Raw genomic sequence first — 17,926 nt, 5'->3', positions numbered from 1 at the left:
GAAAGACCGAGCATCCTGCCCTATAAAGCGGTCAAGGGGCGTGCTAGCGTTGCGCACTATGCTCCTTGACGCCACCGACCGCCGCCTGCTTCTGGCGCTGGCAGAAGATCCCCAGCGCACGGCGGTGGCGTTGGCTGCCGTGCTGGGGCTGTCCCGCAACACCGTGCAGGCCCGGTTGGCCGGGTTGGAGCGCAAGGGGGCGTTTCTGCCCTTTGAGCGCCGGATCAATCCGGCGGCTTTGGGATATCCGCTGATGGCGTTTGTCCACGTGCACGTCCATCAGCCGGCGCTGGCCCGGATCACCGCGGATCTGGCGGAATTTCCCGAAGTGACCGAGGCGCACGGGCTTACCGGGGATGCGGACATCCTGCTGCGGGTGGTGGCTGCCGATGCGGAGGACCTGTTCCGGATCAACAAGCAGATACTGGCGGTGGACGGCGTGCAGCGCTGTGACACCAATCTGGCCATGGGTGAGCTGATCCCGCTGCGGGCCACTCCCCTGCTGCAGTCCGGATCCCAGCGCTAATCGGGCCGAAGCCCCTGGCTCGGCTCTCATCCGGGACCATCGCCTGCGCTTCTACCAGCCACCCACCGGCTATGCCTGTAGGGCGCCGCCTTCAACGAGGATTGCATGTGCCATGGCCCACTGCGCCCCGACGAAAGCGAGGATGAGCACGGCTCCGAGGATCGGTACCCTCACACGGGCGCCCTTGCTCAGGTGGTGTGCATCCGGCTTCTTCGTTGCCCTCCACAGGCCCGTGAGGACCAGGAAGACGGCAAGCATCGCGATGGGCATGGGAATTCCGTTCCTGCCGAACTGCCCGTTGTACGGCAATTTGGTATCCAAGGGGACGCTCGCAAAAACAAAAACCGCAATACCTGCGCAGACCGCAATGGCAGCCAGGCACATGATTTCGATGACCCTGACCGTTTTCTTCCCCAGCAGCAGATCCTCTTCGCTCAGCTCTCTGGCAGGGCGTTCAGGCCCGGGCACCGGTTGCTTCTCAGTTTCCACGGCGACTTCCTGACTTTGCCCATGACGATTTCATGCCTTCAAGAATAGCGGAAATGGTGTGTGGGCCCGGGAACATCAGACCGGGCCCACACTGCGGTTATGCGGGTTTATTAAGGGACAATCTCACGGGCCACAAATTCGAGCCCGCTGGAAATTATCGATGCGTGGCCTCCCGCATAGGCGGCCAGGGAATGATCCACCCACCCAGGAACGCCCGGATTCAGCTGTGATGCCCCTGGGAAGTGGCTGAGGATGCTTCCTCCAATAACGTCGAAGCCGATATCCGCAAGCGTGTAATCATCGCCGGTGATGTACTTCTCCAGGCCACCGCCCAGCACGGCGCCGCCGCTGGCCACCGCGTACTGGACAAGCTTGGCTTCGATGCCCGCCAGCGGAGCGGAGAGGTATCCCGCCTGCGGGCTTATCATGCCTGTTACCACACCACCGGCAAGAGCACCTCCGGCACCCTGCCACGACCAGTCTTCCTTGGGATTCGTTACAAAGTACATTCCCGTGTTGACGACTCCGCCAATCGCTCCGTTGGTGATGGCAGCCTTGCCCGCCTGGGTTGCCGCTGCGCGGCCGAGACCGGAGACGACGGCCTGGCCGGCCTTCCCAGCGATGGGACCCGCTATCCAGCCGACAGCCCCGGACACTGCCACCTGACCCCAGTTCACTGAACCCGTAGTTGCCTTTTGGATGATGGTGTCGGCACCGGCAGCTACGAGGGCGAGGCCCGCCGGGCCGCCGACCCCGCTGAGCATCAGGGCGCCGCCGACGACCACCATGGCACCGCCGATCAGGTAGTCCTTGTTCTCCTTCACGAAGTCCCACGCCGCTGCCAGGGCACCGCCGTTCGCGGCGTCGTAGGCCTTCAGGTCCTCATCGGTGAGGGGACGCAGACCCGTCGGGTCAGTGGTGTTGAGCGGGTTGTTGCCCGCATACGAATACGGGTTGCCGTCCCAGCCCGCACCCAGGACCGGAGCGAGCGGGTCCGTGGACAGGAAACCGCGCGTAGCCGGGTCATAGGCGCGGGCACCCAGCCACTCCAGGCCCGCTATGTCCAGGCCGCCGTTGCCGGTCAGCCGGATCCCTGCGGACAGCACTCCTGCCAGTCCGGGAGCAACACCGGCTGCACCGGCGGTTCGGCCCGCTTCGGGGAGCACGGGACTTCCGAGCACCGCCCACGGATCGGCATGGTCTGTCGGACGCGCCGTCCGCCAGCCCGCCGCGGTCCACGCCTCTCCGATCCCCGTGATGCCGCCGGGCAGGTTCAGCACCTGCTCGCCGTCGATCCCGGCCAAGGTGGGGACCGGGTTCGCGGTGTCCCACCACGCCTGGCATCCGTCCACGGCAGCCAGCTCACCCAGCGCGTCCACCCAGACCTCGTGCCGGGACGTTTCGTTACCGTCGCGATCCCGTTCAACTGCCGCTTGGAGGAAACCGGTGGGACTCCAGGAGTATTCGGTCCAGGACCCGTCCGGACCGATCAGCCGCGACCGGCGTCCGAGCCCGTCATAGACGTACTCGGTCCTTGACCCGTCCGGCTCCGTGACGGAGGTCAGTTCCCCGGCAACGTCATAGGCATACGTCCGCGGACCGGCCGGAGTCATCTCCCGGACCAGTCGGCCGCCGGCATCGTACTGCCATTCCGAAACCTGTACCCGGGCGGACGCACCCGCCCCTTCTCCCCGGGTGGTGGCGGCAGCTGCCAGCTGGCCGGCGTTGTCATAGGCGTAGCGGGTCACTGCCCCGGCACGGGTGAGTCCGGTGATGCGCCCGTCCCCGTCCCGGCCGATCAGCGTGGTGTCGGGCGCGCCGTCATCCGTCAGATCGGTGCGGTTGTGTTCGGCCGGGTACCCGTTGCGGTATTGCCATTCCTGGACCAGGGCACCCGCGGTGGCGGCAACCAGCCGGCCTGCCGGATCATAGGTAAACGCTGCGTCCCCCAGGCGGGGGTTGTGCACGGTCTTCACGCGGCCGACGGCGTCCCGAACGTAAGTGGTGGTGGCACCGGAGGTGTCGGTGAAGGACATTCGGTGCCCGTCGGCGTCGTAGTCCCAGGAGAGCCCTTGGGCGCCGCGGGTGCGGGAGGTCAGCTGGCCGCGGCGGTTGAACCCGAGCTCGTGCTCCACGGTCAGCCCGTTCCCGGCAGTTGAGTCCGCGATGACCACCCGACGGGACAACCTGTCACGTTCGATGCGGGCGAGCTGCTTCCCGTTGTACGAGGTGGTGACCTGCTGTCCGGAGCGGTCATAGGACCAGCTGGTGGTGTTCCCGTCCGGGTCGGTGTGGGAGAGCTGCCTGCCGGCCGGATCATACGTTGACGTTGTGACCCGGCCGAGCGGGTCGCGAACCGAGGCGATGCTGTCGGTGTCCGTGTACATACGTTCGGTGACGCCGCCCAGCGGGTCGGTGATCCGCACCAGGCGTCCCCGGACGTCGTACTCGAACCGGGTCCGCCCGCCCAAGCCGTTGACCGACTCGATAAGCTCTCCGGCGGTGTTGTATTTGAACCGGCGTGTGCCGTACCAGGAGTCCTGGGAGAAATTCAGCCGGCCGGCCTTGTCGTAGCCGTAGCGGGCTGCGCCGTTTCCGGGCGTGACGCGTAATGCCAGGCGGCCGGCGGCGTCGTACTCGAACATTTCGGCTTCACCGGTGGGCAGAATCCGGGCTGCCACCCGCTGGTCGGCGTCGTAGACCAGTTCGGTGACCGCCCCGAGCGGATCGATGGTCTTCCACGGCCGCCCGCAAATGTCGTACTCATACCGGGTCACGGCCCCGGATGGCGAGGTCACCGAGGTGATCTTGCCGGAGACATCCCGTCCCAGCAGGGTCAGCCCGCCTTCCCCGTCCACGAGCTCCACCGGGTTCCCGGCCGCGTCATAGGTGATCAGCTCAGCGGAACCGTCAGGCGCTTCGGCCCGGACGGGACGCCCGTACTCATCGAAGCTGTAGGTGGAGGTGGAGAACGCGTTCGCGAGGGTGGCCGTGCCCGTCTTCCGGTCCGTACTCGCCTCTGAGCGTACCCCGGTCGGGTCGACGACGGCGGTGAGGTTGCCGAGCCTGTCGTACTCCCGGATCCAGTCGTGGCCGGCGGGATCGGTGATCCCGGTCAGCCGGGAGAGGCTGTCCTGCGTGAATTTCCACCGGGCGCCGTCGGGCAGGATGGCTGCGGTGACATTGCCGAGTTCGTCAAACTCCCGCTCAATGGCCCGGCCCAGGGGGTCGATGGTGCGGACCAGTTCCCCGTTGGCCGCGTATTCCAGCTCCGAACGGCCCCCGTCCGGGGCGATGGACGCCGTGATCCGCCCGGCGGCATCATGCTCGAAGGACCAGACGGCACCGTCCGCTTCCTCGCGCCGGATGAGCAGACCGGCGGCGTTGTAGGTGAACCGGGTGGTGGCGCCCGAGGGGGTGATGGCTGCCACCGGGCGGCCGGCCGCGTCGCGGAGGACCCTTGCCGTGTCCCCGACTGCGTTGCGGGTGGCAATCAGGTCGCCGTAGTTGTCGTAGTCGAACTCGACGGTTACCCCGGCCGGGTCGGTCACGCGGGTCAGCAGGCCACGGTCCCAGGTCAGCTCGGTCCGACCGCCCAGCGGATCGAGAATCGCCGACGGATCCCGGGCAAGGTCATCGGCATATTCATAGGTAACGACGGACCCGGATTCGGTGACCAGGGTGGTAATCCGGTCCTGCTCGTCCCACCCGTAGGTCAGGTCCGCACCCTCGGGCGTCACGGTACGGATGCGGCGGCCGCGCTGGTCATAGGCGTGGACGGTGACGGATCCGTCGCGTTCGGTCAGGGAGACCAGATTGCCGTGCCGGTCATAGGCCATGGACTGGCGCTGATCATGGGAGTCCAGCACCCCGACCAGCCGGCCTTTGGTATCGGCGATCCAGGAGTTGGAACGGGTGCCGTCCTCATCCGAGACAACCGTGACCCGTCCGGGCAGGTACGCGAAGCGGGTGCGTCGGCCGTGCTGGGTCAGCTGCAGGATCACCCGGCCCTGCTCGTCGTAGGTGTTTTCCGCTTCCAGCACGCCGGCGGCGGAGTACACGGCGTCAATCAGGCCGGCCTCGTTCCACCGGTACGTCCGGGTGCCGGTTGCGGTGGTAACTGAGACGAGCCGGCCGGCGTCGTCATAGCCGTACTCCACCCGCCGGCCGTCCGAGGCACGCACCACCGCAGCGCGGCCGTCAATGTAATCCACGTCGAGGAAACGGCCGCAGGCGTGGGCGAGTTTGGACACCCGGGCGGAGGCCCCGGCGTCGTTAGCCCCGTTGGCTGCAGACTCGTGGTGGACGGAGACGGTACGGCCCGGTCCGGCGCCGGCGCCAAGCCACACGCCGGTAAGGCTGTAGGCCCACCAGGCGCCCTGGTTGTCGCGCACCACCAGCAGTTCGGTAGTGCCCTCGGGCAGCACCAGGTCCGTCAGGGGCGAAGTGGTTGCCGGTTCGCGGGCAACCCAGTAGTTCTCGCCCACGGCGCGGCCCCAGCCCTCGCCTTCGCGGGGAAAGTCCACGGCACGGCCGTCAGCCAGGACCCAGCGGCAGCCCTCATCCGACAGCACCAGGTGCTGGTCCAGGACCGATGCCCAGCCCGGGCCGAACACGCCGGGAGATTCCAGGCCCGAAGGCAGTGAGTTGTACATCCGGGTCAGTGCCAGGCTGGAAGCCCTGCCGGCGAAGGCCAGGTCCGTTTCCGGCTCAATGAAGTTACCCGTGGCCGTGTTCACCGGGTCATTGGCGTAACCGGTGGTAGGGATGGCCCCTGCCGCGGTCGGCGGGTCTATAGCGAGGGCGCTCCGGCTGGTGTCCACACCGGCTGCGGCCAGGGCTGCCGCAAGAGCTGCATCCGAAAGGGTGGAAACGTTCCCGTCTCCCCCGGCTGCGGCAAAGGCATCCGCCACCGTGATGGCCCATCGGGCGTCGTTTTCGTTGGCGGTCAGGTACGCACGGTAGGCCCTCAGGACCCCCGAGGCCTCGATGGTGCCCCAGTTGCACTGTGCAGCAAAGGTGGAAAGGTGGCTTTCAAGGCTGCCGGGAACGCCGATCAGCTCAGCGTTCAACCCCCGGGCACCGACCGCGAAACTGCGCAGGTTGGATGGCCGCGCCGAGGACGTCCCGCCTCCGTTGCCTCCGGCGTTGCCGGACGGCGGAGTTCTGCGGCTGCCGGTGACGGCGGTAGCCGGCGCGAAGGTTGGGGCCGGTCCCCGCTCCTGGTTGGGCCGTTCCCCTTCGCCCCAGATCCAGTCTCCGACTTCCTCCAGCCAGCTGCGGTTGTTGTGCCGCCACACCCATTCATTGTTTTCCCTGCGCCTGGCATCTTCTTCGCGTGCCAGCGGAATCATCTGCCCGGCATATTTGGCCACAGTACGAAGGGCCGTTGCCAGGTTCCCCGCGTCAACGGCTGCAGTAGCGGCGTTCTCCTGGAAGATGTCCGCGAACGCGCCCTTAAAATCCTCGATACCTGTGGACACAAATGATGCCCGGGAGCCAGCCTGCCCTTCGAGCCGTGCCGCCGCGTTCTCAAACGCCTGCTTCATCTCTTCAGCTACGGAGTAGACAAACCGTCCCTGCGCGTCCTCGGGCAACAACGGAACTTCGACAAACTTAGACTCAGACATAAATCAGGGTCCCCCACTGCAAGAACTGGAAAAGAAGAATCAAACAACCTTGGGCGTACCAGCGGGGACGAAACACCGGCGCCGGGACGTCAAGGGAAAACCGGTCAAAGCCGGCCGGAAGCGACCGCCCGCCGAACAGCCGGGGCGACTAGATTGCCCGGCGGGTCCGCAGCGTGTGCCTGCCGGATAGCCGTCCGCAGCAGCGGAACAGCTATCCGGCCCTGACAACGCGGACGGGAACGGCTCGCTTAGGCGCCGCCGCCTGCGGAGAAGATGTCCTGCGAGATCTTCTGGAGCTGGGTGCGGAGCTCTTCGAGTTCCTGGCGGGCCTTATCCAGGGCGGCCTTGGTTTCCGGCCACGTGGATCCGCGGAACTGGGCGGCCAGCGGGCCGTCCCACACGTTCGGGTCAGACAGGATCTTGCCCTGCGCGTCCAGCGCCTGAATCTGGTCGGTGAACCCGCCGTTGATGATGGACTGCACCTGGTTGATGGCGGACTTCGCCTGCTCGGTGGACAACACGCGTGACATATGATTTTCCCCCCTAGAGACAGTGGCTCCGCCGCCCGATGAAATCCGTTGAACATTTCCGTTTGCACGGATTCCGCTAACCTTTCGGGCAACGGGGCGATGAAGACAGTGGTAACAAACACACACAATACCAATACCAATACGGGACGCTGAATCCCCTTTTTTGCGTGCACCTTTCACCGGTTTTTACCGGTGCACGCTTTTAGGCGGCGCACAAAAGGCAGGACCCGCCGGAGCGGGCCCTGCCTTTATGCCTGCGGCAGCTGCCTTAGTGGTCGACGGCCTTTTCGGCGCCGACCCCGGTCAGGGACCGGACTTCCATCTCCGCCTGCTTGACGGCGGATTCGGTGTTCTTGTCCAGCACCGTGCCCAGCCAGCCCAGGAAGAAGGCCAGCGGAATGGACACGATGCCCGGGTTGTTCAGCGGGAACCAGGAGAAGTCCGCGCCGGCGATCATGGACGTTTCCAGACCGGATACCACCGGCGAGAACGCAATGAGCACAATGGCGGAACCCAGGCCCCCGTACATGCTCCACACGGCACCCTGGGTGGTGAACTTCCGCCAGTAGAGCGAGTAGATGATCGTGGGCAGGTTGGCGCTGGCAGCCACCGCGAAGGCGAGGGCCACCAGGAAGGCCACGTTCTGGCCCTGGGCACCGATGCCGCCCAGGATCGAGATGATGCCGATGACCACCACCGTGGTGCGGGCCACCTTGACCTCCCCGTCTGCGTCCACCTGGTCCTTGCGGATGACGTTGGCGTAAATGTCATGGGCAAAGGAGGCGGCTGCGGTGATGGTCAGGCCTGCAACCACCGCGAGGATGGTGGCGAAGGCGACCGCGGAGATCAATCCCAGCAGGACCGGTCCGCCCAGCGCGAAGGCCAGCAGCGGTGCTGCCGAGTTCACGCCGCCCGGAGCACCCTTGATGGCGTCCGAGCCGATCAGCGCCGCGGCGCCGTAGCCCAGGACCAGGGTGAACAGGTAGAAGATGCCGATCAGCCAGATGGCCCAGACCACTGAACGGCGGGCTTCCTTGGCCGTGGGAACCGTGTAGAAGCGCATCAGCACGTGCGGCAGGGCGGCGGTACCCAGCACCAGTGCCAGGCCGAGCGAGACGAAGTCCAGCTTGGAGGTTTCCGACTTGCCGTACTGCAGCCCCGGATCCAGGATGGCCGGGTTGCCGGTGGTCTCCACTGCTGCCCCCAGCAGTTCCGAAAGATTGAAGCCGTGCAGGGCCAGCACCCAGACTGTCATAACGGCGGCACCGGCGATCAGCAGGACGGCCTTGATGATCTGCACCCAGGTGGTGCCCTTCATCCCGCCGATCAGTACGTAGATGATCATGAGGGCGCCGACCACGGTAATGACCAGGGACTGGCCTACCTTGCCGTCGATGCCCATGAGCAGGGAAACCAGTCCGCCGGCACCGGCCATTTGGGCCAGCAGGTAGAAGAAGCAGACGGCGAGGGTGGTGATGGCCGCGGCAATGCGGACCGGACGCTGCTTGAGGCGGAAGGAGAGTACATCGGCCATGGTGAACTTGCCGGTGTTGCGCAGCATTTCGGCAACGAGCAGCAGGGCCACCAGCCAGGCGACGAGGAACCCGATGGAGTACAGGAAGCCGTCATAGCCGTTGACGGCGATGGCGCCGACAATGCCCAGGAAGGAAGCAGCGGAGAGGTAGTCCCCGGCAATGGCGGTGCCGTTCTGCGGACCGGTGAAGGACCGTCCGGCAGCGTAGTAGTCGGCGGCCGTCTTGTTGTTGCGGCTCGCGCGCAGCACCACCACTAGGGTGACGGCAACGAAGAGCCCGAAGATGATCATGTTCAGCAGCCCGGTGTCCTTGATGGACTCGGCTGTGACCTCGGTGGCGGCGGAAATCTGCAGGCTGTTCACTTGGTCTCCTCCGGGCGGCTGACTCCGTGGGCCTCAAGGTCGCGGCGCAGATCCGCGGCGATGGGGTCCATCCTGCGGTTGGCGTAGCTGACATACGCCATGGTGATGCCGAATGTACTGACGAACTGCAGCAGGCCAAGGATCAGGCCCACGTTGATGTTTCCGATTACCGGGGTGGACATGAAGTCATGCGCATAGTCGGCCAGCAGGACGTACGCGAAGTACCAGACCAGGAAAACCACGGCCATGGGGAAAATAAAGCTGCGCTGGCGCTTGCGCAGTTCCTGGAACTCAGGCGAGCTCTGGACTTCCCGGAAGTCCACCTGTTCCTGGTGCGCAGCGTGTGAAACCGGCTGCTCTTCAGCCATTGTTCCTCCTCTGTTGGATGCCCGCCGCGCGGTGCATCCACCCGTGGAGGTCAGGACACGACGCCGTGCAAGCTGTGACGTCCATCACTGTCCTACAGTGCCTGCACGGTTGTGTGCCGAACACACTCCGGCGTCGGTGAACGGTCGATTCTCTGCGGTGAACGGCGTCGTATCCGGCCGGCGGCTGCCGGGCGGCTAGGGTGGGTCCATGCTCAGTCCCGCCGTCGATATCGCCCTGGTCTGCGCCGTTGCCGTCCTGACCGTCGCCGCTGTGGGTGTGCTCGGCTTCCGGCTCAGCCGTTCACAGCGGGACCTGGGGTCCGACGCCGAGCAGGCCACCTACGCCACGCTGCACACCGCCTCGCTGGCCTCGGCCCATCTGCGTGCCGGCCTGACGCCGGCCGGTGCCCGCAAGGCCAGCCGCCACCTGCGCGATTTGCTGGACTGCGACACGCTGGTGATCACCGACGCCACCGCGGTGCTGGCCTGGGACGGGGCGGTCAATGACACCCCCTACCGCCGCCAGCGGCTGTTGTCCGCGGCGGCGCTGGTCCTCGAATCCGGACGGACGCGGGTTTTCCGCGGCGCCGCACTGCGGGCATTGGGCCTGCAGGAGTGTGGCTGTGAACTGTTGATCTGCCCTCTGCCGGTCAACGGCGAGACGGTCGGCACGGTGGCGGTCTTCGCGCCGGAGGTCCGTGCCGGGCTGGTCCGTGCCGCCAACGAAGTTGCCGCCTGGCTCGCCACGCAGGTGGAGCTGGCGGAGCTGGATGCCTCCCGTGCCCAGCTGATGGAAGCCGAGGTGCGTGCCCTCCGGGCACAGATCAGCCCGCACTTCATTTACAACTCGCTGAACGCCATTGCGTCCTATATCAATACCGATCCGGCGCGTGCCCGCGAGCTGGTGGTCGAGTTCGCCGATTTCACCCGGTATTCCTTCCGCCGCCACGGCAACTTCACCACCATCGCCCAGGAACTGGAATCCGTGGACCGGTATCTGCTGCTGGAACGGGCACGCTTCGGTGAGCGGCTGAAGGTGGCCCTGCAGATCGCCCCCGAAGTGCTGACCACCGTCATCCCCTTCCTGTCCCTGCAGCCGTTGGTGGAGAACTCCGTCCGCCACGGCCTGGACACCAAGGACGGACAGGGGCGGATCAGCATTGCCGCCGTCGATGCCGGCGCGGACGCGGTGATCACCATCGAGGACAACGGAGTGGGCATGGACCCTGAGTACCTGCGCTCGGTCCTGGCCGGGCATGCGGACGGCGACCACGTGGGCCTGCGCAACGTCGATGTGCGCCTGCGGCAGGTGTACGGGCAGAGCCACGGGCTGGTGATCGACACTGCGCCGGGCGCCGGCACCCTGATCACCATGCGTGTCCCCAAGTCGCAGCCGGAGAACCGGCCAACGGACGCGTAATCTTTTGTCCATGCGCAAACCTCCCCGGCCGCTCACCGTCGTTGTTGCCGACGACGAAGTTCCTGCTGTCGAGGAACTCGCCTACCTCCTGGGACTCGATGCCCGGATCGGCACCGTGCACCGTGCTGCCAGCGGCGCCCAGGCGCTGCATGAAATCGAGACCCGCGACATCGACGCCGTGTTCCTGGACATCCATATGCCCGCCCTGTCCGGACTTGATATTGCCAAGGCCCTGGGCCGCAGGGAGCGCCCGCCCGCTGTCGTCTTCGTGACCGCGGACGAGGACCAGGCGCTGCGGGCCTTTGACCTGGCCGCCCTGGACTATCTGCTCAAGCCGGTGCGGCCGGAGCGGCTGTCCGAGTCGGTACGGCGGATCTGCGACGCCGCGGCCGATGCCGGGCCCCAGGACGCCGACGTCGTGACCGTGGTCCAGGGCGCGACGACGCGGATCATTTCCCGGGCCGATATCCGCTACGTCCAGGCGCAGGGCGACTATGCCCGGCTGCACACCGCCGATGCCAGCTACCTGATCCGGGTTCCCCTCGCGGATCTGGAGGAGCAGTGGGCGGGAGCGGGCTTTGTCCGCATCCACCGCTCCTATCTGGTGGCCCGGAACCACATCCGCCAGGTCCGGCTGACCGCCGGGCGGGCCAGCGTGCAGCTGGGCGAGGTGGACCTTCCGGTAAGCCGGCGGCACCTGCCGGCCGTGCGCGGCACGCTCGACGCCGGACGGGTCCGGCCGACGTCGTGACCGGCGACCCGCTCCACAGCCAGGCACCCCCGCGGGTCCGGGTCACCGCCCCCGGGACCGGAGCCGCCCCGTTCCCTGTCTCACGCGAGCTGGACGAGCAGTCCGAGGTGGGCGAACTGATCATCGGTTCCCTGATCCGCAGCCAGCTCCGGCTGGCGCTGGTGGTGGGCGGCGGCTTCCTGCTGATCCTGCTCAGCGTCCCGGTGCTGCTGGCCTTCCTGCCCGTGATTGCGGAGCTGACGGTTTTCGGCGTTCCGGCGCCGTGGATCCTGCTGGGCGTCGGTGTCTATCCGCTCGTCATCGGCTGCGGTCTGCTGTATGTGCTCAGTGCCCAGCGGAATGAAACCCGGTACCGCGATCTGGTGGACGGGCGGTAGCCGGTGACCGGAGATGCGGCCGCGGGCATGAACCCCGGCATCGGTTACACCGCCCTGGCACTGGTGTCCGCCGCCACGCTGCTGATCGGTTTCTACGGGCTGCGGATCTCGCGCACCACCAGTGACTTCTACGTCGCTTCCCGCACGGTGAAACCCTGGTGGAACGCGTCCGCCATCGGCGGTGAATACCTTTCCGCGGCCAGTTTCCTGGGTGTGGCCGGGCTGATTGTCGCCTCCGGCGTGGACGCGCTCTGGTTCCCCATCGGCTACACCGCCGGCTACCTGATGCTGCTGCTCTTCGTCGCGGCACCGCTGCGCCGGTCCGGAGCCTATACCGTGCCGGATTTCGCGCACGCCCGGCTGGAATCCCTCCCGGTGCGCCGCCTGACCAGCCTGCTGGTGATCGCCATCGGGTGGCTCTACATTGTGCCGCAGCTGCACGGCGCAGCCCTGACCATGCGCATCACCACGGGACTGCCCGCGGAGATCGGCTGCCTGGTGGTGACCGGCGTCGTCTGCCTGAGTGTGGTGACCGGCGGCATGCGATCCATTACCTTCGTGCAGGCTTTCCAGTACTGGCTCAAACTGGTGGCCATTGCCGTGCCCGTGCTGTTTATCCTCTTCCGGCTGGCCGGAGACGGACCGCCCGGAGCCGACGGTGCGCAGCTGCTGGCGGAAGCATTGGACGCGGAGACCCACGCGCCGCTGTACCGCAATGTCTCCCTCAGCATCGCTCTGCTCTGCGGGACCCTGGGCCTGCCGCACGTTCTGGTGCGCTTCTACACCAACCCCGACGGCGCCTCGGCCCGGCGGACCACGCTGATTGTTTTGGGCCTGCTTTCCCTCTTCTACATCTTCCCCATCACGTTCGGCGTACTGGGCAGGATCTATGCACCGGATCTGGCCGGCGGTGCTGCGGACGCGACGGTACTGCTGCTGCCGGGGAGGGTTTTCGACGGCGCGTCCGGGGATCTGCTGGCTGCACTGGTAACGGCCGGGGCGTTTGCGGCATTCCTCTCCACCAGCAGCGGACTGGCGGTCTCACTGGCGGGGGTGATCAGCCAGGAGTTTTTCCGCGGCAGCGTGCGCGGTTTCCGGCTCTCGGCCGTACTTGCCGCGGTGGTTCCCCTGGTCATTGCCCTGCTCACCGAGTCCTCGGCGCTGGCCGGGAGTATCGGCACGGTGTTTGCGTTTACCGCCTCCACCCTCTGTCCCCTGCTGGTTCTGGGCATCTGGTGGCGCCGGCTGACCGCGCACGGGGCCGGGGCGGGAATGCTGACCGGTGCACTGCTGTGCGGCGGGGCCATGCTCGCTTCCGCCGTCCTGCCCCGGATCGGAGCCGATACCCCGGCCTGGATCGAGCAGCCCGCCGCCTGGACCGTCCCGGCCGCCTTTGCGGTGACGGTCCTGGTATCCCGGCTGACTGCCGGATCGGCACCGGGCGGAGCGGCCAAGTTCCTGGCCCGGCTGCACACGCCGGAGCCGCTGGGACCGTGCCCGGCCGGGAGCCGGTTCCGGGGGCGGTAAGCCGTCCTAGTCGACGGCGGCCATCAGTTCGACCACCCGGTCCAGGAAGGCATCCACCTGGTTTTCCTCGTATCCCTGCGGACCCTTGGCCTCGCGGAAGACGGCACGGCGCACCACGTCGACGCTGAGCGGGCGGTCACGTTCAAAGTAGCCGAGGAGCTCGTCGCACAACGCGTCAACGTCCTCGACGTTGTAGCTGGTGACGCGCTTTTTTCCGGGGCGGCGGAACCGCTCCCCCGGTTTACGGTGCAGGCGGGCCCGCAGGACGGCGGACGTCCGCCCGATCTGCAGCAGCCAGGCCTTTTCGCCGCGGCCTGAAATCAGTTCGTCTCGCTCCCGCTGGGCAAACACGTCCTCGAGGCGGTCCAGCGCGGCGTCCACCGCCTGCGGTTCATAGCCGCCCTTCGCCGGGTCAAACGCCATGGACCGCACATCGGTGCTGGTCACCGGATGGGCCGAGGAGGAGTCCGAGTTGTAATAGTCCCGGGCCTTGGTGAGGAACTCATCGACCTGGCGAATGTTGTAGCCGTAGTCCCGTCGTCCCACGCGCTCGAAAGGGGCACTGGCCTGCCGCACATCGTCCATGAATAACTTGTTCCTCCGTGGTCATTTCCTTGTGGAACTACTATCGGCAGGACCCCGTGTTTCCTGGATCCTGCCGATAGTCGGCTGAAAACTCTGACATATCCTACGATGCCGGCACCGGACCCTCCGGCTCCGGCGCACCGGTTGTTGCCGGACCGTTACGGTTCCGACGCCCCTACGAAACGGCGGAAAGCAACACCGAAAGCAGGAACACCACCGGGGACGCGAAGACCACTGAATCCAGCCGGTCCATCACGCCGCCGTGTCCGGGCAGGAGGTTGGACATGTCCTTCACGCCCAGCTCGCGCTTGACCATGGATTCCGAGAAGTCTCCCGCGGTTGCCGCTGCGACCGTTGCCACGGCGAGCACCAGGCCAAACCACCAGGGCTGGCCCAGGAACAGCACCGCCGAGACGATACCCACCACCCCTGCACCGGCGGCGGATCCCGCGAAGCCCTCCCAGGACTTTTTCGGACTGATCTTGGGGGCCATCGGGTGCTTGCCGAAGAAAGCACCCACCAGGTAGCCGAAGGTGTCATTCGAAACCACTAGCAGGAGCAGCACGGCAACCTGGACCTGCCCGCTCGGCTCGCGGAGCAGCAGGAGGGCAAAGCTGAGCAGGAACGGCACCCAGAGCACCACGAAGATGCCGGCGAGGATGCTCTGGATCGCCTCGTCCGCCGTGTCGATGCTCCGCCAGAGGAGAATGGCTACCGCCGTGGCGACCATGGCGAAGGCCAGTGCCTCCATGCCGCCGAAGAATGCCGCAAACGGCAGTGCCACGGATCCGACCAGCACAGGCACCTGCGGTACCTTCATGCCGCGGACCTCAAGGGCACGGTTCACTTCCCACACGCCGACGGCGGCAAACACCACCGCGATGATCACGATGGCGAAGGGGAAGAAGAGCAGGCCCATCAGCAGCGACCCCAGCAGGATCACGCCAACGGCTATGGCAGCAGGCAGGTTGCGTCCGGCCCGGGAAACCTTTGCCGGCTTCCCGGCGCCGTGGCTGTCCCGGGCACCGCCGCCCCGGACCCGTCCGGAATTCCCTGCGCTCATTTGTTTGGCCTTCGCTGCCGGAACAGTCTCAACGGACGGTGCACCGCCAGCCTGGGTGGGAGGCTGGGCGTCACTCATCAGACCTCGAGAAGCTCGGCTTCCTTGCGCTTAAGGAGATCGTCAATGGAATCCGTGTGCGCCTTGGTCAGGGCGTCGAGATCCTTTTCGGCACGGGCGCCGTCGTCCTCGCCCACCTCGCTGTCCTTGACCAGGCGGTCGATGCCGTCCTTGGCCTTGCGGCGGATGTTGCGGACGGAAACCTTTGCATCCTCAGCCTTGCCGCGGACGATCTTGACGTATTCCTTACGGCGGTCCTGCGTCAGTTCGGGCATGATGACCCGGATGACCTTGCCGTCGTTGGACGGGTTGGCGCCGACCTCGGAATCGCTCAGGGCCCGCTCGATGGCGCGCAGGGCGCTGACATCGTAGGGGGTGATGAGCAGCGTGCGGGCGTCCGGGGTGGCGAAGGATGCCAGCTGCTGCAGCTGGGTCGGGGAACCGTAGTAGTCCACCAGCACCCGGTTGAACAATGCCGGGTTGGCGCGGCCTGTGCGGACGGAGGAGAAGTCCTCCTTAGCAACTTCCACCGCCTTGTCCATCTTTTCGGCGGCCTCTTTCAAGGTGTCTTCGATCACGGTCTCTCCTCATAAAACAGTGTCCACAAAGCTCTATGGCTCTGTGGCCGGACTCTAATATCATCCTAAGCCAAAAGGGTGCGGGTTCCCTGCACCGAGCGAAGCGAGGTGGAGGGGAACCCTTTCGGCGCAAAAGGGTGCGGGTTCCCTGCACCGAGCGAAGCGAGGTGGAGGGGAACCCTTTCGGCGCACCCTTGCCTGCGAGACCCGCGCTGGAGGGACCTGGAGGAAGGCGGCTTTAAATTCCGGAGGCCGCCTGCGGCCGAGGGGATTTCGTTGCCGCCGTTCCAGGTCCCGCAAGGGCCCGCCCAGGGCTAGTTCGAAACGATGGTGCCGATCTTCTCGCCGCGGATGGCACGCGTGACGTTGCCTTCACCCTCCATGCCGAAGACCACCATGTTCAGGTCATTGTCCTTGCACATGGTCATGGCCGTCTGGTCCATCACGCGGATGTCCTGGCGCAGGGCGTCGTCGTAGGTCAGGGTTTCCAGCCGCACCGCGGTGGAGTCCTTGTTCGGATCAGCGGTGTAGACGCCGTCCACGCCGCTCTTGGCCATCAGCACCTCGTCCGCGTGGACTTCGAGGGCACGCTGCGCGGCCACGGTGTCCGTGGAGAAATACGGCAGGCCCGCCCCGGCACCGAAGATGACCACGCGGCCCTTTTCCAGGTGGCGGATGGCGCGCCGCGGGATGTACGCCTCGGCAACCTGGCCCATGGTGATGGCACTCTGCACGCGGGTTTCGACGCCGGCCTGCTCCAGGAAATCCTGCAGGGCCAGGCAGTTCATCACGGTGCCGAGCATACCCATGTAATCCGCACGGGAGCGGTCCATGCCGCTGGTGGACAGTTCCGCGCCCCGGAAGAAGTTTCCGCCGCCGACGACGATGGCTACTTCAACCTCGCCCACCGTCGCAGCGATCTGCTTGGCCACTGCACGCACAGTCTCGGGGTCCACGCCGAGCTTGCCCCCGCCGAATACCTCCCCTGAGAGCTTGAGCAGGACGCGTCGTCGCGGGGAATCGGTGTCTTTCATTACGTGGGCCATGGTGCCTCCCGGGCATAGGTGCTGGTGCTGCTTTAAGACTAGTGAGCTGTTTTGGACAGGCAAAAGGGGTGGTCACCCGTGGTGACCACCCCCTCTGTCATGATGATGATTCCGTCGGAACCGTTTGGCCCTAAGTTATTAGGCGCCTACGCGGAAGCGGGCGAAGCCGACCGGCGTCACACCGGCTTCTTCGAGCACCTTGCCAACGGTCTTCTTGGCGTCCTTCGCGAACGGCTGGTCCAGCAGAACGATTTCCTTGAAGAAACCGGTCAGGCGGCCTTCCACGATCTTGGGCAGGGCGCCTTCGGGCTTGCCTTCTGCGCGGGCAGTCTCGTCGGCGATGCGGCGTTCGTTCTCCACCGTCTCTGCCGGGACTTCGTCACGGGTCAGGTAGGTCGGAGCGTATGCAGCGGTGTGCACGGCGACGTCGTGGGCGGCGGTAGCGGCTTCGGCGCCTTCCCCGTCAACGGCGAAGAGCACGCCGACCTGCGCCGGAAGATCCTTGGAGGTCTTGTGCAGGTATGCATCGACGGTCTTGCCTTCGACGCGTGCAACGCGGCGGACAACAACCTTTTCGCCCAGGATGGCGCCTTCTTCGACAACAACCTCGGACAGCGGCTTGCCGTCGACGTTGTAGGCAAGGAGGGTGTCGGCGTCGGCAGCGGCAGACTCAACGGCAGCGGCCAGGACCTTGTCGGCCAGTTCAATGAACTTGGCGGACTTGGCGACGAAGTCGGTCTCGCAGTTGAGTTCGATCATGACGCCGACCGTGCCTTCGATAACCTTGGCAGCAACCAGGCCCTCGGCGGTGGAACGGCCTTCGCGCTTGGTCGCGCCCTTCAGGCCCTTGATGCGGATGAGCTCCATGGCCTTGTCGGCATCGCCGTTGGCCTCGTCCAGAGCCTTCTTTACATCCATCATGCCTGCGCCGGTACGCTCGCGCAGTGCCTTGATGTCAGCAGCAGTGTAGTTCGCCATTTGGACTCCAGTCCTCCCGTAATAAGTATTGGTGCGGTTCTGCCAGTGCGGCTGGCCGGATAACCGGCCAGCCGCACCACAGTCCGGGTCCGGGGGAATCGATC

General features: G+C 66.1%; 15 protein-coding genes. 5 read left to right on the top strand and 10 right to left on the bottom strand.

Annotated features, from left to right (window positions below):
- Positions 1–58: 58 nt before the first annotated feature.
- On the top strand, positions 59–526 hold the full coding sequence (locus GD627_RS13910) for an Lrp/AsnC family transcriptional regulator (RefSeq protein WP_152272969.1): 468 nt from the start codon (positions 59–61) through the stop codon (positions 524–526).
- Between the two features lie 69 nt (positions 527–595).
- Here the strand turns inward: GD627_RS13910 and GD627_RS13905 are convergent, their stop codons facing one another.
- The 5 genes from GD627_RS13905 to GD627_RS13885 all read right to left on the bottom strand — a co-directional run bounded on the left by GD627_RS13905 (position 596) and on the right by GD627_RS13885 (position 9,440).
- Complete coding sequence (locus tag GD627_RS13905; RefSeq protein ID WP_146363387.1) at positions 596–1,015, bottom strand: hypothetical protein; 420 nt, start codon at positions 1,013–1,015, stop codon at positions 596–598.
- A 110-nt stretch (positions 1,016–1,125) separates the two neighbouring features.
- Positions 1,126–6,645 (bottom strand): DUF6531 domain-containing protein, encoded by a 5,520-nt coding sequence (locus tag GD627_RS13900; RefSeq protein WP_152272968.1) that lies wholly within the window; start codon positions 6,643–6,645, stop codon positions 1,126–1,128.
- Between the two features lie 248 nt (positions 6,646–6,893).
- The gene (locus GD627_RS13895; protein WP_146363391.1) at positions 6,894–7,175 is read right to left on the bottom strand and encodes a pyrophosphorylase; all 282 of its coding nucleotides are present in this window, start codon (positions 7,173–7,175) and stop codon (positions 6,894–6,896) included.
- Positions 7,176–7,443: 268 nt separating this feature from the next.
- Positions 7,444–9,000 (bottom strand): solute symporter family protein, encoded by a 1,557-nt coding sequence (locus tag GD627_RS13890; protein ID WP_210244091.1) that lies wholly within the window; start codon positions 8,998–9,000, stop codon positions 7,444–7,446.
- Between the two features lie 68 nt (positions 9,001–9,068).
- Complete coding sequence (locus GD627_RS13885) at positions 9,069–9,440, bottom strand: DUF485 domain-containing protein (protein ID WP_152272967.1); 372 nt, start codon at positions 9,438–9,440, stop codon at positions 9,069–9,071.
- A gap of 208 nt (positions 9,441–9,648) precedes the next feature.
- On the opposite strand from GD627_RS13885, the gene GD627_RS13880 reads away from it, so the two are divergent.
- The 4 genes from GD627_RS13880 to GD627_RS13865 are packed head-to-tail and all read left to right on the top strand — an operon-like array spanning position 9,649 to position 13,515.
- Positions 9,649–10,860: a sensor histidine kinase gene (locus tag GD627_RS13880; RefSeq protein WP_152272966.1), complete on the top strand. Its 1,212-nt coding sequence runs from the start codon at positions 9,649–9,651 to the stop codon at positions 10,858–10,860.
- 10 nt (positions 10,861–10,870) lie between these two features.
- Positions 10,871–11,611: a LytR/AlgR family response regulator transcription factor gene (locus GD627_RS13875; RefSeq protein ID WP_146363397.1), complete on the top strand. Its 741-nt coding sequence runs from the start codon at positions 10,871–10,873 to the stop codon at positions 11,609–11,611.
- Complete coding sequence (locus tag GD627_RS13870) at positions 11,608–11,988, top strand: DUF485 domain-containing protein (RefSeq protein ID WP_152272965.1); 381 nt, start codon at positions 11,608–11,610, stop codon at positions 11,986–11,988. Before GD627_RS13875 ends, GD627_RS13870 begins: the two co-directional genes overlap by 4 nt.
- 27 nt (positions 11,989–12,015) lie before the next feature.
- A complete protein-coding gene (locus GD627_RS13865; RefSeq protein ID WP_152273118.1) occupies positions 12,016–13,515 on the top strand; it encodes a sodium/solute symporter in 1,500 nt (499 codons plus the stop codon).
- A 6-nt stretch (positions 13,516–13,521) separates the two neighbouring features.
- On the opposite strand, the gene GD627_RS13860 is transcribed toward GD627_RS13865, so the two are convergent.
- From GD627_RS13860 to tsf, 5 genes are all read right to left on the bottom strand, one after another.
- Positions 13,522–14,100: a DivIVA domain-containing protein gene (locus GD627_RS13860; protein ID WP_146363399.1), complete on the bottom strand. Its 579-nt coding sequence runs from the start codon at positions 14,098–14,100 to the stop codon at positions 13,522–13,524.
- 175 nt (positions 14,101–14,275) lie between these two features.
- Positions 14,276–15,163, bottom strand: a complete 888-nt coding sequence (locus GD627_RS13855) for a phosphatidate cytidylyltransferase (protein WP_246165513.1) — start codon at positions 15,161–15,163, stop codon at positions 14,276–14,278.
- 77 nt (positions 15,164–15,240) lie between these two features.
- Positions 15,241–15,798: a ribosome recycling factor gene (frr, locus tag GD627_RS13850; protein WP_146363403.1), complete on the bottom strand. Its 558-nt coding sequence runs from the start codon at positions 15,796–15,798 to the stop codon at positions 15,241–15,243.
- 314 nt (positions 15,799–16,112) lie between these two features.
- Entirely contained in the window at positions 16,113–16,844 is a 732-nt protein-coding gene (pyrH, locus tag GD627_RS13845; RefSeq protein WP_146363405.1) for a UMP kinase, read from the bottom strand.
- Between the two features lie 138 nt (positions 16,845–16,982).
- Positions 16,983–17,822, bottom strand: coding sequence for a translation elongation factor Ts (gene tsf / locus GD627_RS13840; RefSeq protein WP_152272963.1), 840 nt, complete (start codon positions 17,820–17,822; stop codon positions 16,983–16,985).
- Between the last annotated feature and the right edge of the window lie 104 nt (positions 17,823–17,926).

Source organism: Arthrobacter yangruifuii (assembly GCF_009192775.1).
In the GTDB taxonomy this organism is placed as follows: Bacteria; Actinomycetota; Actinomycetes; order Actinomycetales; family Micrococcaceae; genus Arthrobacter_B; species Arthrobacter_B yangruifuii.
This window is presented reverse-complemented; position numbering and strand designations above follow the sequence as displayed.

Bases quoted from the DNA above. Each gene is read 5' to 3' on its own strand.
- GD627_RS13910 (WP_152272969.1), top strand. From the start codon at position 59: ATGCTCCTTGACGCCACCGACCGCCGCCTGCTTCTGGCGCTGGCAGAA.
- GD627_RS13900 (WP_152272968.1), bottom strand. From the start codon at position 6,645: ATGTCTGAGTCTAAGTTTGTCGAAGTTCCGTTGTTGCCCGAGGACGCG.
- GD627_RS13895 (WP_146363391.1), bottom strand. From the start codon at position 7,175: ATGTCACGCGTGTTGTCCACCGAGCAGGCGAAGTCCGCCATCAACCAG.
- GD627_RS13890 (WP_210244091.1), bottom strand. From the start codon at position 9,000: ATGATCATCTTCGGGCTCTTCGTTGCCGTCACCCTAGTGGTGGTGCTG.
- GD627_RS13885 (WP_152272967.1), bottom strand. From the start codon at position 9,440: ATGGCTGAAGAGCAGCCGGTTTCACACGCTGCGCACCAGGAACAGGTG.
- GD627_RS13880 (WP_152272966.1), top strand. From the start codon at position 9,649: ATGCTCAGTCCCGCCGTCGATATCGCCCTGGTCTGCGCCGTTGCCGTC.
- GD627_RS13875 (WP_146363397.1), top strand. From the start codon at position 10,871: ATGCGCAAACCTCCCCGGCCGCTCACCGTCGTTGTTGCCGACGACGAA.
- GD627_RS13865 (WP_152273118.1), top strand. From the start codon at position 12,016: ATGAACCCCGGCATCGGTTACACCGCCCTGGCACTGGTGTCCGCCGCC.
- GD627_RS13860 (WP_146363399.1), bottom strand. From the start codon at position 14,100: ATGGACGATGTGCGGCAGGCCAGTGCCCCTTTCGAGCGCGTGGGACGA.
- GD627_RS13855 (WP_246165513.1), bottom strand. From the start codon at position 15,163: ATGAGCGCAGGGAATTCCGGACGGGTCCGGGGCGGCGGTGCCCGGGAC.
- pyrH (WP_146363405.1), bottom strand. From the start codon at position 16,844: ATGGCCCACGTAATGAAAGACACCGATTCCCCGCGACGACGCGTCCTG.
- tsf (WP_152272963.1), bottom strand. From the start codon at position 17,822: ATGGCGAACTACACTGCTGCTGACATCAAGGCACTGCGCGAGCGTACC.